At 69.5% G+C, this 14,246-nt stretch carries 11 protein-coding genes and 1 pseudogene; 8 read left to right on the top strand and 4 right to left on the bottom strand.

From position 1 onward, the window contains the following. Positions 1-107: 107 nt before the first annotated feature. Positions 108-1,537: pseudogene (gad, locus tag IF78_RS44440) on the bottom strand (glutamate decarboxylase). 88 nt (positions 1,538-1,625) lie between these two features. Here gad and IF78_RS0139885 point away from each other — a divergent pair. Next, a complete protein-coding gene (locus IF78_RS0139885; protein WP_031487470.1) occupies positions 1,626-2,387 on the top strand; it encodes a MerR family transcriptional regulator in 762 nt (253 codons plus the stop codon). A gap of 25 nt (positions 2,388-2,412) precedes the next feature. Here the strand turns inward: IF78_RS0139885 and IF78_RS0139880 are convergent, their stop codons facing one another. Beyond that, complete coding sequence (locus IF78_RS0139880; RefSeq protein WP_031487469.1) at positions 2,413-2,778, bottom strand: YbjQ family protein; 366 nt, start codon at positions 2,776-2,778, stop codon at positions 2,413-2,415. A 137-nt stretch (positions 2,779-2,915) separates the two neighbouring features. Between IF78_RS0139880 and IF78_RS0139875 the strand changes: the two genes are divergently transcribed. Beyond that, positions 2,916-3,812, top strand: coding sequence for a DedA family protein (locus tag IF78_RS0139875; RefSeq protein WP_031487468.1), 897 nt, complete (start codon positions 2,916-2,918; stop codon positions 3,810-3,812). Between the two features lie 94 nt (positions 3,813-3,906). On the opposite strand, the gene IF78_RS0139870 is transcribed toward IF78_RS0139875, so the two are convergent. Together IF78_RS0139870 and IF78_RS0139865 are read right to left on the bottom strand one after the other, a co-directional pair. Next, positions 3,907-5,538, bottom strand: a complete 1,632-nt coding sequence (locus IF78_RS0139870; RefSeq protein WP_031487467.1) for a threonine/serine exporter family protein — start codon at positions 5,536-5,538, stop codon at positions 3,907-3,909. A gap of 130 nt (positions 5,539-5,668) precedes the next feature. Then, positions 5,669-6,160 (bottom strand): inorganic diphosphatase, encoded by a 492-nt coding sequence (locus IF78_RS0139865; RefSeq protein ID WP_031487466.1) that lies wholly within the window; start codon positions 6,158-6,160, stop codon positions 5,669-5,671. A gap of 79 nt (positions 6,161-6,239) precedes the next feature. Here IF78_RS0139865 and dacB point away from each other — a divergent pair, with 79 nt between their 5' ends. The 6 genes from dacB (at position 6,240) to folE (ending at position 14,245) form a co-directional block, all read left to right on the top strand. Then, complete coding sequence (dacB, locus tag IF78_RS0139860) at positions 6,240-7,799, top strand: D-alanyl-D-alanine carboxypeptidase/D-alanyl-D-alanine endopeptidase (RefSeq protein WP_031487465.1); 1,560 nt, start codon at positions 6,240-6,242, stop codon at positions 7,797-7,799. A gap of 179 nt (positions 7,800-7,978) precedes the next feature. Further along, positions 7,979-9,103, top strand: a complete 1,125-nt coding sequence (locus IF78_RS0139855) for a zinc-dependent metalloprotease (RefSeq protein ID WP_031487464.1) — start codon at positions 7,979-7,981, stop codon at positions 9,101-9,103. 211 nt (positions 9,104-9,314) lie between these two features. After that, the gene (gene tilS / locus IF78_RS0139850) at positions 9,315-10,562 is read left to right on the top strand and encodes a tRNA lysidine(34) synthetase TilS (protein ID WP_031487463.1); all 1,248 of its coding nucleotides are present in this window, start codon (positions 9,315-9,317) and stop codon (positions 10,560-10,562) included. Positions 10,563-10,678: 116 nt separating this feature from the next. Then, the gene (gene hpt / locus IF78_RS0139845) at positions 10,679-11,239 is read left to right on the top strand and encodes a hypoxanthine phosphoribosyltransferase (RefSeq protein ID WP_031487462.1); all 561 of its coding nucleotides are present in this window, start codon (positions 10,679-10,681) and stop codon (positions 11,237-11,239) included. 208 nt (positions 11,240-11,447) lie between these two features. Beyond that, positions 11,448-13,487: an ATP-dependent zinc metalloprotease FtsH gene (ftsH, locus tag IF78_RS0139840; RefSeq protein WP_031487461.1), complete on the top strand. Its 2,040-nt coding sequence runs from the start codon at positions 11,448-11,450 to the stop codon at positions 13,485-13,487. 149 nt (positions 13,488-13,636) lie between these two features. Then, positions 13,637-14,245: a GTP cyclohydrolase I FolE gene (gene folE, locus IF78_RS0139835; protein WP_031487460.1), complete on the top strand. Its 609-nt coding sequence runs from the start codon at positions 13,637-13,639 to the stop codon at positions 14,243-14,245. Position 14,246: the final 1 nt, after the last annotated feature.

Genomic DNA, 14,246 nt, shown 5'->3' with positions numbered 1-14,246 from the left:
GCTCCCCCACGCTCGAACCGGCTCGCGCGGGGGCACCCCCATCGCCCCGCTCGGGTCGGCCGAGCGGAACCGATCCTCGCAGCCGAGCTGATCCAAACGGGCAGGACCTAGTGGTGGAAGCCGGTGGCCGCCTCCTTGTCGTGCGTGAAGGGATGCGGCTGCCGGCGCAGCTCCGGCAGCAGTCGGCCCAGGTCCTCCACGAACAGCTCGGCGAGGTCGGCGGAGAAGCCGTTGCGGCAGACGACCCTGAGGACGGACAGGTCCTCGCGGTGGGGCGGGAAGGTGTACGCCGGGACCAGCCAGCCAGCCAGCCGCGCTCGCGCAGCCGCCGGGAGACATCGAAGACGTCGTACGCCGTGACGTCCGGCGCCGTCGTGAAGGCGAACACGGGCAACTGGTCGCCTCGCGTCAGCAGCCGGAAGTCGCCGAGCTTCTCCACGGCCTCGGCGACCTTGCCGGCCACGTCCCGCGAGGCCTGCTGCACGGCCCGGTACCCGTCCCGCCCCAGCCGCAGGAACGAGTAGTACTGCGCGACGACCTGGGCTCCCGGCCGGGAGAAGTTCAGCGCGAACGTCGGCATGTCGCCGCCCAGGTACGTGACGCGGAACACAAGCTCCTCGGGCAGCGCCTCCTTGTCCCGCCACAGCGCCCAGCCGACGCCCGGGTAGACCAGCCCGTACTTGTGCCCCGAGGTGTTGATCGAGGCGACCCTCGGCAGGCGGAAGTCCCAGATCAGGTCCTCGTCGAGGAAGGGCGCCACCATGGCGCCGGACGCGCCGTCGACGTGCACCGGGATGTCGAGCCCGGTCCGCTCCTGGAGGGCGTCGAGGGCCGCGCACAGCTGCGCGATCGGCTCGTACGAACCGTCGAAGGTGGAGCCGAGGATCCCGACGACCCCGATGGTGTTCTCGTCGCACAGCTCGGCGGCCGCCTGCGGATCGAGATGGAACCGCTCGCCCTCCATCGGGACCTGGCGGGGCTCCACCTCCCAGAAGTTGCAGAACTTCTCCCAGCAGACCTGGACGTTGACGCCCATCACCAGGTTGGGGCGCGCGCCGGGATACCGGTCGGCGTTGCGCCGCGCCCAGCGCCGCTTCAGCGCCATCCCGGCGAGCATGCACGCCTCGCTGGACCCGGTGGTGGAGCAGCCCACGGCCGCCGCAGGATCGGGCGCGTTCCACAGGTCGGCGAGCATCGCCACGCAACGCCGCTCCAGCTCGGCGGTGCGCGGGTACTCGTCCTTGTCGATCATGTTCTTGTCCCGGCACTCGCCCATCAGCACCCCGGCCTGCGGCTCCATCCAGGTGGTGACGAAGGTGGCCAGGTTGAGCCGGGAGTTGCCGTCCAGCATCAGCTCGTCGTGCACCAGCCGGTACGCCGTCGACGGCGACAGCGGAGCATCCGGCAGCCGATGCGTGGGCGGTGCCTCGGCCATACCGCCGACCGGATTCGCCTCGCCGTAGAAGGGGTTGACGGCGAGCCTGCGCCCGCCGTCCCTGTCGTCCGGTGCTTCGCTGTTCCCAGGATGCAGGGGCATGCATACGACGGTAGGTCCGGCCCGCCGGGCTTGCACCTCACGCCACGTAAGGACTCAGTGTGGAGTGCGTACCGAGAAGGGAGCGGAAGTGAGCTACTCCGTGGGACAGGTCGCCGGGTTCGCCGGTGTGACGGTGCGCACCCTGCACCACTACGACGACATCGGCCTGCTCGTGCCCAGCGAGCGCAGCCATGCGGGCCACCGGCGCTACAGCGACGCCGACCTCGACCGGCTGCAGCAGATCCTGTTCTACCGCGAGCTCGGCTTCCCGCTCGAGGAGGTCGCCGCCCTGCTCGACGACCCGGACGCGGACCCGCGCGAACACCTGCGCCGACAGCACGAGTTGCTGACCGCCCGGATCGAGAAGCTGCAGAAGATGGCGGCGGCCGTGGAGCACGCCATGGAGGCACGCACGATGGGAATCAATCTGACGCCGGAGGAGAAGTTCGAGGTGTTCGGGGACTTCGACCCGGAACAGTACGAGGAAGAGGTGCAGGACCGCTGGGGCAACACCGACGCCTACCGGCAGTCACAGCAGCGGGCCGCCTCCTACACCAAGGAGGACTGGCTGCGGATCCAGCGCGAGGCGGAGGAGATCGGCCGGCGTTTTGTCGCGCTCATGGAGGCCGGCGAGCCCGCGGACTGCGAGGCCGCGATGGACGTCGCCGAGGAGCACCGCCAGGGGATCTCCCGCAACCACTACGACTGCGGGTACGAGATGCACGCCTGCCTCGGTGAGATGTACGTCGCGGACGAGCGGTTCACGCGCAACATCGACCAGGCCAAGCCGGGCCTGGCGGCCTATATGAAGGACGCCATCCTCGCCAACGCGGCCCGCCACACCTCATGACACCTGGCCCGGGACCCCGTATGGGTCACTCCCGGGCCAGGACCACCGCGGTCCCGTAGGCACACACCTCGGTGCCCACGTCGGCCGCCTCGGTCACATCGAACCGGAACGCCAGCACGCCGTTCGCGCCACGCGCGCGTGCCTGCTCGACCAGCCGCTCCATGGCCTGGTTCCGGGTCTCCACCAGCGTCTTGGTGAGCCCTCGGAGCTCGCCGCCGACCAGCGACTTCAGACCGGCGCCGATCTGACTGCCGAGGTGCCGTGACCGCACGGTCAGTCCGAAAACCTCACCGAGAACCTCTGTGACGCGGTGGCCGGGAACGTCGTTGGTCGTGACCACGAGAACGTCGGGCTGGGGTCCCTGCCCACCGCCGTATTCGTCGATACCCATGGATCACAGCTTTGTCCCAGCGGGGGCACAGTGCATCCTGAGGGGGTCCATGGAACCTGGGCGGCCAGTGCAGCGTTGATAATTTGAGCAGCCAGCCCGATCCCGCCCGCCCCCCTCCCAGCAGGAGCCACAATCCCGTGACCACGCTTGCGCTCGGCCCCGAGTGGCTCGACCCGAACTATCTGATCGAGACCTTCAGCCTCCCCGGCATCCTGCTGATCGTCTTCGCGGAGTCCGGCCTCTTCGCGTTCCTGCCCGGTGACTCCCTGCTCTTCACGGCGGGCCTCTTCGTGGCTCAGGGCCAGTACATCAGCCAGCCCCTGTGGCTGGTCTGCACGCTCATCGTCATCGCCGCGGTCATCGGTGACCAGGTCGGCTACATGATCGGCAAGTTCCTCGGCCCGAAGCTCTTCAACCGCCCGAACTCCAAGCTCTTCAAACAGGAGAACCTGGAGAAGGCACACGAGTTCATGGAGAAGTACGGTCCGAAGGCGATCGTCCTCGCCCGCTTCGTGCCGATCGTGCGCACGTTCGCCCCCATCGTCGCGGGCGCCGGCCGTATGAAGTACCGCACGTTCTTCACGTACAACGTCATCGGCGGCATCGCCTGGGGCACCGGCGTCACTCTGGCGGGTTACTGGCTCGGCCAGATCGAGTTCATCAACAAGAACGTCGAGGCGATCCTCGTCCTGATCGTCTTCGTCTCGGTGGTCCCGATCATCATCGAGTACCTGCGGGAGCGCGCCAAGAAGAAGCGCGCGGCGGCCGAGGCCCCGGCCCCCCTCCAGCAGCAGCACATGCCGATGGACGACGCGACGACCCAGCTCCGCCGCATCCCGTCGGACGACCAGCCCCAGCCGCAGCAGCAGTACGGCAACCAGGGCCACCAGCAGTACGGCAACCAGAGCGAGCAGCAGTACGGCTACGACCAGCAGTACTACGGCCAGCAGCACCAACAGCAGCCGTACGCCCAGCAGTACCCGCAGGGGTACGGCCAGCAGAACCAGCAGTACCCGCCGAACCAGGGTTACTGAAACCCCCTAGGGGCGCGGGGAACTGCGCGACAAGCCACAAACAACCTGCAGCCGCCGATGGACACAGGGCCCCGACCCAGTAGGCACCCGGCGCTCAGAATCCCCGCGTCCGCTTGGCGGCCCGCCGCTTCTCAGGCGACCCGATCCGCAGGAACAAACGGGAGATCTCCGACCCGAGGTTCACCCCGATAGCGATGGCCATGGCCAATGAAGCAGCCGTGGCCAGCGAAACAAGCCCCGCATCCACCTTGTTCTGCGCGATCGACAACAGCCCGAAGTACGTGGCCGACCCCGGCAACAGGGGCCCGATCGCCGCCGTCGTGTACGGCAACGCCGACGCGAACCGATACCGCGCCATCAGCTGCCCGAACAACCCCACCAACCCCGCCGCGACAGCCGTAGAGGCAACCGGCGACAGCTCACCGGCGTAGTGCAGCGCGCCGTAGACCACCCACGCGACACCCCCGTTGAGGGTCACGGCGAGCACGGTGGACCGTTCCTGCTGGAGCAGCACCGCGAAGGTCAGCGACAGCAGCATCGACGCGCCGATCTGCCAGTACGGCCGCTCGGAGATGTTCAGCAGCGCGTCGGGGTCGGGGCCGGCGCCCAGGTTCACGCCGAGGTACAGGATCACCAGCACACCGACGACGATGCCGACGAAGAAGTACATGACTTCCAGCAGGCGCGCGGCCGCGGTGATGTAGAAGCCGGTCAGCCCGTCCTGCACGCCGGCCACCAGCGCCCGCCCGGGCAGCAGCGCGAACAGCCCACCGGTGATGACCGCGGAGGCCTTCACGTCGACGTGCGCCAGCGTCAGCGCGACCCCGATCGCGGCCGGCGGCATCGCGGCCACCGTGAACTGGTAGAACTCCGGCAGCCCGCGCCCCGCGCACAGCCACGCCAGCCGGTCGCCGAGCATCGCGCCCAGCATGGCCGCGATGAAGACGATCAGGTCACCGCCGACCAGTACGGAGGCCGCCCCCGCGAGCAGCCCGCTCGCCCCGGTCAGCACCCAGGTCGGGTACGGGTGCCGGTTGCGGCGGATCTCCGCGAGCCGCCCGTAGGACTCCTCCAGGGAGATATGGCTCTCCGGGTCGCTGAGGTCGTCGACGAGCTGGTACACGGCGGCCAGACGCGTGTAGTCGGTACCGCGCCGCCGTACCGTGCGCGACGCCGTCACCGGATCGTCCACCAGCGACGGCTGGTACGAGATCGACAACAGGGTGAAGGTGACGTTCGGCTCGCAGCGGTCCAGGCCGTAGGACCGGCAGACCGCGAACATCGCCGCCTCGACGTCCTCCGCGCCCTCACCGCCCGCCAGCAGCAGCTCGCCGATACGCAGGGTCAGGTCGAGCACGCGCGGGACGGCCGGACCCTCCTCCTCCACCTTCGGCATCCGCTCCGGGGCGGGCCGCTCGGCCACCGGCATGCGCAGCATCGTTCGCATCCGGTCCTGCCAGGGCAGATCCTTGGTCAGGCTGATCTTCGGTATGCCGGTCGCGGGGGTGAACGCGGGGGAGGCGTCCTCGACGCTGTAGCCGCTCGGTGCCCGGAACGCCGAGCCCTCGGGTTCCTGGACCGGCGGCTGCGGTACACCCAGCCCCTTGGGGAGGGCGAACTCGGACGTGGTCTCCGACTCGCTGTCCCCCACCTCGATCCCCGCGGGCGGCGCGAAGGCCATCCTCGCCTCGTCCGACTGCGGCTTGCGGTCTTCCGCCTCCGTCACGTGAGTAGCGCTCCCTGTTACGACACCTCCTGCCGCACTCAGTATGCGCACAGACACACGAACGGGCCGCACGCGCACGCGTGCAGCCCGTTCACATGGCTCAGAGCAGCCGGTGCCTCAGCCCGATGGCTCAGTGGCCGCCCTGGTCCTTGAAGCGCTTGTAGGAACGCTCGATCTCGGCCTCGGCCTCGGTGCGGCCGACCCAGTCGGCGCCCTCGACGGACTTGCCGGGCTCCAGGTCCTTGTAGACCTCGAAGAAGTGCTGGATCTCCAGGCGGTCGAACTCGGAGACGTGGTGGATGTCACGCAGGTGCTCCACACGCGGGTCCGTCGCCGGCACGCACAGCAGCTTGTCGTCGCCGCCGGCCTCGTCCGTCATCCGGAACATGCCGATGGCGCGGCACTTGATCAGGCAGCCCGGGAAGGTCGGCTCGTCCAGGATGACCAGCGCGTCCAGCGGGTCGCCGTCCTCGCCGAGGGTGTTCTCGACGAAGCCGTAGTCGGTCGGGTAGGCGGTCGAGGTGAAGAGTCGACGGTCCAGGCGGATCCGACCGGTCTCGTGGTCCACCTCGTACTTGTTCCGCGAACCCTTCGGGATCTCGATCGTGACGTCGAACTCCACCGGTGGCTCCTCCATGATCAGCACATAGTTCTGGTGGTTAAGTGTCCCTCACGCAGGTGTGTGATCGCGAAAGGGGCTGGTGGTAGTGCCAGAGCTGAGGCCTTGGCGAGCCGCGAGACCGCATGTGACGCGGTTCGCGGGCGCCGTACGACCGCGTCTGGCACGGGCCGCGGAGGCCGTACGCCCATGTCTCGCACGGACGCGCAAGCCGAAGACCTGGCAGTACACCGTGGGCGCCGCCACCGCCGGACTGGCGCTGGCCGCCGGAGCGGTGACCGCCGCCGGTCCCTGGGACTCCACCGGTCAGCGTACGGCCGAGCGGGACTGGGCGGCCGCCCAGGAGCGCACGGGTGGCGCAGATCACGGTCGTCATACCGATACGTCCGATACGGCAGCCAAGGCGCCCCTTCCCGCCCCCAGCGCGGCCTCCGTCCTCACCGGCCTCGGTGGCGGCACCGGCACCGTGAAGTCGGCCCCGAACGGCAAGGCCCTCGCCGGCGTCCTGGGCCCGCTCCTCGACGTCCCGGAACTCGGCACCCGCAGCGCCGCGGTCGTGGACGTGGCCAGCGGCAAGGCCCTCTACGGCGAAGGAGCCTCCAAGCCGCTGATCCCTGCCTCGACGACGAAGATCGCCACCGGCGCGGCCGCCCTCGCCGCGCTCGGCCCCGACCACCGCCTCACCACCCGCACCGCGCTGGAACCCGACACCAAGGAACTGGTCCTGGTCGGCGGCGGCGACCCCACACTGACGGCCCGCAAGGAGGCCGACGGCTGGGCGAGCCTGCGCGAGCTGGCCGCCGCCACGGCCGAGGCGCTGAAGAAGCACGGCCTGAGCCAGGTCACCCTCTCGTACGACACGACCCTGTACACGGGCCCCGACCTGCACCCCATCGGAGTGAACGACAACATCGCCCGGGTCACCGCCCTGATGGCCGACGAGGCCCGCACCGACGGCTCCACCAGCGGCCCGGCGCCCCGGGCGGCGGACCCGGCGAAGGACGCGGCGACCAAGTTCGCGGCCTTCCTCGCCGACCACGGCATCAGGACAACGTCCCCCGGTCCGTCCAAGGCGACCAACCGCGCCGAGTCGCTCGCCGAGGTCGCCTCGCCCCCGCTCTCCACCCTGGTCGAGCGCATGCTCACCAACAGCGACAACGACATCGCCGAGGCCCTGGCCCGCCAGACGGCCGTGGCCAGCGGCGAGCGTGCCGACTTCGACGGCGCCGACGAGGCGATCCGGGCCCAGCTGAGGAAACTCGGCCTGCCGGTGACCGGCGCCGTCTTCAAGGACGGCAGCGGCCTCAACCGCGACGACAGACTGACCGCCGGCCTCCTCACGGCCCTCCTGGCCAAGGCCTCCGACCCGGCCCACCCCGAACTCCGCTCCACCCTCACGGGCCTCCCGGTGGCAGGCTTCACCGGCACGCTGTCCAGCCGCTACACGGACGGCGCGGCAGGCATCGTACGAGCCAAGACAGGCACCCTGACCGGCGTGAACACCCTGGCAGGCACGGTGGTCGACCAGGACGGCCGCCTGCTTGCCTTCGCCTTCATGGCCTCCAACACACCGGCCCCCGGTCCGGCCCAGTCGGCCCTGGACAGGACGGCGACGGCACTGGCGTCGTGCGGCTGCAGCTGACCTCGCGGAGCCGCGGGTAGCCCGCCGCTGCCCTCGGCAACCCGCCCACCCCCCACGCCGTGCGCCGCCCGTACCGAGACCAGCCCTTGCCAATCCACCGTGTCCCCCACAACTCACCGCCCACCGAGCCAACCCCTCACGGCCTGCCCCAAGTGGGACCGCTCACGTACGGTTGACACATGACGAGCATCGGTGGTGCCGAGATGGTCGACTGGAATCTCGCGGTGGCAACCGCGACCCGGCTCGTACGGCCGGGCCCCGAGGTGAGCCGCGACGAGGCCAGGGCCGTCGTCGCCGAGCTGCGCCGACACGCCAAGGCCTCGGAGGAACACGTCCGGGGCTTCACTCGTATGGGCACGGAGGACACCCACGACACCCCCGTCCTGGTCGTCGACCGCCCCGGCTGGGTACGGGCGAACGTCGCCGGTTTCCGGGAGATCCTCAAGCCCCTGCTCGGCAAGATGCAGGAGCGCCGCGGCAGCAGCCCCGGCGGCGCGATGCTCGGCGCGGTCGGCGGCAAGGTCACCGGCGTCGAACTCGGCATGCTGCTGTCGTTCCTGGCCTCCCGCGTCCTCGGCCAGTACGAGACCTTCGCCCCCGCCACCCGCGAACTCCCGGCCGGCGAGAACGGCGGCGGCAGGCTCCTCCTCGTCGCCCCGAACATCGTGCACGTGGAGCGCGAACTCGACGTACAGCCCCACGACTTCCGCCTGTGGGTGTGCCTGCACGAGGAGACCCACCGCACGCAGTTCAGCGCGGTGCCGTGGCTGCGGGACCACCTGGAGGGCGAAATCCAGTCTTTCTTGGGAGAGACCGACGTCGACCCCATGACCGTCCTGGAGCGCGTCCGCGAGGCCGTGCAGTCCCTCGCGGGCGGGCGGCCCGAGGCCGAGGAGGACGACGGCGGCCGGTCCTTCGTGGAACTGGTGCAGACCCCGGCCCAGCGTGAGGTCCTCGGCCGTCTCACCGCCGCGATGTCCCTCCTGGAGGGCCACGCCGACTTCGTGATGGACGGCGTCGGCCCGGCCGTCGTGCCGTCCGTCGCCGAGATCCGCGAGAAGTTCCAGCAGCGACGCGCCAAGGGCGCCTCGAGGCTGGACATGGCCCTGCGCAAACTGCTGGGTCTGGACGCCAAACTCCGGCAGTACCGAGAAGGCGAACGCTTCGTACGGGCCGTCGTCGAACAGGTCGGCATGGACGGCTTCAACCGCGTGTGGACGTCCCCGAACACCCTCCCCACCAAGGCGGAGATCGCCAAACCGGCGGACTGGGTCGCGCGGGTGCACCGCAAGGCGGAGTCGTGAATCCCGCGCCGAGTCGCGCATCTCATACGACAGTCGTGCACCGAATCCGGCCGACGGCAGTCGAACGCCCCTCCAATCACCCGTCCGAGGGACCGTGAGCCATGGGTAGGCGTGCAATGCTCGGGGCACGGCCCGGTTCTGTCACCATCTACACACTCTGAGTGACCGACCTCGGGCTCACCCCCCGACAATTTCATGAAGGGAACCGGACATGGGTCCCCATCCAGCGGTCGCGGCGATACGCCTGGCGGTCCGCCGCGTCCTCCACGACATCCTCACCGAACACAGCCGCACATCAGACGCACCAGCGCCCGGCAGCCCGCGCGCGACCTCCTACGGGACATCGCCCGCGACACCGCCGACGGCGCCATCCGTCACGTCGGCGGCCACCACGTTCACCACGGTGGCGTACGACCCCACGGCCGCCGCCGCGTACGACCCCATGAGCCACGCGGGCGCCCACGGCACTTCGCGCGAGCCGTCGTACGAGCCCCCCGGCACACCCCCGCAGGAACCCGCGCACACCGCCTCGTACGAGCGATCCCCCTCCCCGCTCGTGCTCGTCGCGTGCTCCGGCGGCGCCGACTCCATGGCCCTCGCCTCCGCCCTCGCCTTCGAGGCCCCCAAGCTCGGCATCCGCGCCGGCGCCGTCACCGTCGACCACGGACTGCAGCCCGGCTCCGACCTGCGCGCCGAGGAGGTCGTTCTGCGCATGCGCGAACTCGGCCTCGACCCGGTCGAGTCCATCGCCGTCACCGTCGGCCGCGAAGGCGGACCCGAGGCCGCCGCCCGCGACGCCCGCTACGCCGCCCTCGACGCCGCCGCGGTACGCCACGGCGCCTTCGCCGTCCTGCTCGGCCACACCCGCGACGACCAGGCCGAAACCGTCCTCCTCGGCCTCGCCCGCGGCTCCGGCATCCGCTCCCTGTCCGGCATGGCCGCGGTCTCGGGGGCCGGCGGCCGTTACCGGCGCCCCTTCCTCCACATCGACCGGCAGACCGCCCGCAAGGCGTGCATGGTCCAGTCCCTCCCCGTGTGGGACGACCCCCACAACGCCGATCCCGCGTACACCAGGTCGCGGCTGCGCCAGGAAGGCCTCCCCGCCCTGGAGAAGGCGCTCGGCAAGGGCGTCGTCGAGGCCCTCGCCCGCACGGCCCAGCTCTCCCGCGACGACGCCGACGCCCTCGACTCCTGGGCCCGCCAGGCCGAGGCCGCCGTCCGCGACTCGGCCGGCCTCCTGGAGTGCGCGAAGCTGTACGCGCTGCCGCCCGCCGTACGCCGCCGGATCCTGCGCCGCGCCGCCATCGAGGCCGGGGCGCCGGCCGGTGCGCTGTTCGCCCGCCACATCGAGGAAGTCGACCGTCTCATCACCGGCTGGCGCGGCCAGGGAGCCATCAATCTCCCCGGCAAAGTCGTGGCCCAGCGCCAGGGTGGCAGACTGGTGATTCGGCAAGGCTGAAAACGCCCCTCTCAGGGAGACACCGGAACCCTTCGGACGCCTCCGGGGCGGGTCCGGGTCTCCCCTTCGGGGGAGCTTGTCAGCCGCTGGCCGTAAGTGCGGGACGACCGAAAGTGATGCGGGTGGACGCGAAAGACATGGGTGCCGACCTCAAGCAGGTACTCATCACCAAGGAAGAGATCGACGCCAAGCTGGCCGAGCTGGCCGCGAAGATCGACGCGGAGTACGAGGGCAAGGACCTGCTCATCGTCGGTGTCCTCAAGGGCGCGGTGATGGTCATGGCCGACCTCGCCCGGGCGCTGTCCACCCCCGTCACCATGGACTGGATGGCCGTCTCGTCGTACGGCGCCGGCACCCAGTCCTCCGGTGTGGTGCGGATCCTCAAGGACCTCGACACCGACATCAAGGGCAAGCACGTCCTCATCGTCGAGGACATCATCGACTCCGGCCTGACCCTGTCCTGGCTGCTGTCCAACCTCGGGTCCCGCGAGCCCGAGTCGCTGAAGGTGTGCACCCTGCTGCGCAAGCCGGACGCCGCCAAGGTCGCCATCGACGTCGAATGGGTCGGCTTCGACATCCCCAACGAGTTCGTCGTCGGCTACGGCCTCGACTACGCCGAGAAGTACCGCAACCTCCCGTTCGTCGGTACGCTCGCGCCCCACGTCTACGGCGGCTGAGCCCGGCGGTCCGCGAAAGCGGACCCGAAGGGCCCAAGCCCCGTACGAAGATCGGGAACCCCGGCGGGCCTCGCGGCGTTGGAGCATGCAGACGGGCTTTGCCAGCCCTCCCGTGCGGCTACGGCCGTCAAAGCTGGGGTACCGTCAGAAGAACTGTCTTATCAAACTCACTATGGCAGGAGGGACGGGGCGGCACCGCTCCGTATGGATGGACGTGAAGCGATACTTCCGTGGGCCGGTCATGTGGATCGTGCTGGCCGTCCTTGCCGTGGTCGTGTTGATGCAGGTCGTCGGCTCGTCCGGCGGCTACAAGACGGTGGACACCGGCCAGGTCATTCAGGCGATCAATGAGAACAAGGTCGAGTCGGTCAAGCTGACCACCGGCGACGAGCAGACCGTCAAGGCCCAGCTCAAGGAGGGCGAGAAGGTCGAGGGCGCCACCAAGATCCAGGCGTCCTACATCGGCGACCAAGGCGTGGACATCGCCAACACGCTGCAGAACAAGTACCAGCAGAAGCAGATCCCCGACGGCTACACGGTCTCGCCGTCCAAGCAGAACCCGTTCGTCGGCATCCTGCTCTCCCTGCTGCCCTTCGTCCTCATCGTCGTCGTCTTCCTGTTCCTGATGAACCAGATGCAGGGCGGCGGCTCCCGGGTCATGAACTTCGGGAAGTCCAAGGCGAAGCTCATCACCAAGGACACCCCGAAGACGACGTTCGCGGACGTCGCCGGCTCGGACGAGGCCGTCGAGGAACTCCACGAGATCAAGGAGTTCCTCCAGGAGCCGGCCAAGTTCCAGGCCGTCGGCGCGAAGATCCCCAAGGGCGTCCTGCTCTACGGCCCTCCCGGCACCGGCAAGACGCTCCTCGCGCGCGCTGTCGCCGGCGAGGCGGGCGTCCCCTTCTACTCGATCTCCGGTTCCGACTTCGTCGAGATGTTCGTCGGTGTCGGTGCCTCCCGAGTCCGTGACCTGTTCGAGCAGGCCAAGGCGAACGCCCCGGCGATCGTCTTCGTCGACGAGATCGACGCGGTCGGCCGCCACCGCGGCGCCGGCCTCGGCGGCGGCCACGACGAGCGCGAGCAGACCCTGAACCAGCTGCTCGTCGAGATGGACGGCTTCGACGTCAAGGGCGGCGTGATCCTCATCGCCGCGACGAACCGCCCCGACATCCTCGACCCGGCCCTCCTGCGCCCCGGCCGCTTCGACCGCCAGATCGCGGTCGACCGCCCGGACATGCAGGGCCGACTGGAGATCCTCAAGGTCCACCAGAAGGGCAAGCCGGTCGCGCCGGACGTCGACCTCTCGGCGGTAGCCCGCCGCACGCCGGGCTTCACCGGTGCGGACCTGAGCAACGTCCTCAACGAGGCCGCGCTGCTCACCGCCCGCTCGGACAAGAAGCTGATCGACAACCACATGCTCGACGAGGCCATCGACCGCGTCGTGGCGGGCCCGCAGAAGCGGACCCGGATCATGTCGGACAAGGAAAAGAAGATCACCGCGTACCACGAGGGCGGCCACGCCCTGGTCGCGGCGGCCTCCCCGAACTCCGACCCGGTCCACAAGATCACGATCCTGTCGAGAGGCCGAGCCCTCGGCTACACGATGGTGCTCCCGGACGAGGACAAGTACTCGACCACGCGCAACGAGATGCTGGACCAGCTCGCTTACATGCTGGGCGGCCGCGCGGCCGAGGAACTGGTCTTCCACGACCCGACCACGGGTGCCGCGAACGACATCGAGAAGGCCACGGCAACGGCCCGCGCAATGGTCACCCAGTACGGCATGACCGAGCGTCTCGGCGCCATCAAGTTCGGCGGCGACAACACCGAGCCGTTCCTCGGACGTGAGATGGCTCACCAGCGCGACTACTCGGAAGAGGTCGCCGCGCTGGTGGACGAGGAAGTCAAGAAACTCATCGAGAACGCGCATAACGAAGCCTGGGAGATCCTGGTCGAGAACCGCGACGTCCTCGACAACCTCGTCCTGGCCCTCCTGGAGAAGGAGACGCTCGGCAAGGAGGAGATCGCGGAGATCTTCGCCCCGATCGTCAAGCGCCCGCCGCGGCCCGCCTGGACCGGTTCCTCCCGCCGCACGCCGTCCACCCGTCCGCCGGTGCTCTCCCCGAAGGAGCTCGCACTGACGAACGGCGCCAACGGCGCGACTCCGGCGATCACCACCGCCAAGTCGACGGTGACGGAGCCCGCCCCGGCGACCGAGCCGGCTCCCGAGGAGCGTCCCGAGAGCTGACACCCCGGCCCCCGGTGACGTCACCGGGCCCGGAATGGATGCCGTGCCCCCCTGGTTTTAGCCTGGGGGGCGCGGCATTTTGGTATGTCCGCAGATCATCCGCGTACGTGGTCCACACGCGCGCGACCCGCACAGGAACGAGGCACCACATGACCGACCCCGTGACGCTGGATGGCGAGGGCTTCATCGGCGAGTTCGACGAGAAGCGCGCCGAGAACGCTGTGCGTGAACTGCTGATCGCGGTTGGGGAGGATCCGGACCGGGAGGGGTTGCGGGAGACGCCGGGGCGGGTGGCACGGGCGTACAAGGAAATCTTCGCGGGGCTGTGGCAGAAGCCCGAGGACGTGCTGACGACCACGTTCGACATCGGGCACGACGAGATGGTGCTCGTGAAGGACATTGAGGTGTACTCGACATGTGAGCACCATCTGGTGCCGTTCCGGGGCGTCGCTCATGTCGGGTACATTCCGGCCACCTCCGGCAAGATCACCGGGCTGTCCAAGCTGGCCCGGCTGGTGGATGTCTTTGCCCGCCGTCCGCAGGTGCAGGAACGTCTCACTACGCAGATCGCCGACTCGCTCATGGAGATCCTGGAGCCGCGCGGCGTGATCGTCGTCGTGGAGTGCGAGCACATGTGCATGTCGATGCGCGGTATCCGCAAGCCCGGCGCGATGACCATAACGTCGGCGGTGCGCGGTCAGCTGCGGGATGCGGCGACCCGCAACGAGGCGATGAGCCTCATCATGGCCCACCGCTGAC

Source organism: Streptomyces bicolor (assembly GCF_000719285.1).
GTDB lineage: Bacteria > Actinomycetota > Actinomycetes > Streptomycetales > Streptomycetaceae > Streptomyces > Streptomyces bicolor.
Note: the sequence above shows the minus strand (reverse complement) of the source record. Positions and strands in the feature narration are given on the sequence as shown.

Coding starts and splice junctions, on each gene's coding strand:
- IF78_RS0139880 (WP_031487469.1), bottom strand. CDS start 2,778: ATGGGTATCGACGAATACGGCGGTGGGCAGGGACCCCAGCCCGACGTT.
- IF78_RS0139855 (WP_031487464.1), top strand. CDS start 7,979: ATGACGAGCATCGGTGGTGCCGAGATGGTCGACTGGAATCTCGCGGTG.
- tilS (WP_031487463.1), top strand. CDS start 9,315: ATGGGTCCCCATCCAGCGGTCGCGGCGATACGCCTGGCGGTCCGCCGC.
- hpt (WP_031487462.1), top strand. CDS start 10,679: ATGCGGGTGGACGCGAAAGACATGGGTGCCGACCTCAAGCAGGTACTC.
- ftsH (WP_031487461.1), top strand. CDS start 11,448: ATGGACGTGAAGCGATACTTCCGTGGGCCGGTCATGTGGATCGTGCTG.
- folE (WP_031487460.1), top strand. CDS start 13,637: ATGACCGACCCCGTGACGCTGGATGGCGAGGGCTTCATCGGCGAGTTC.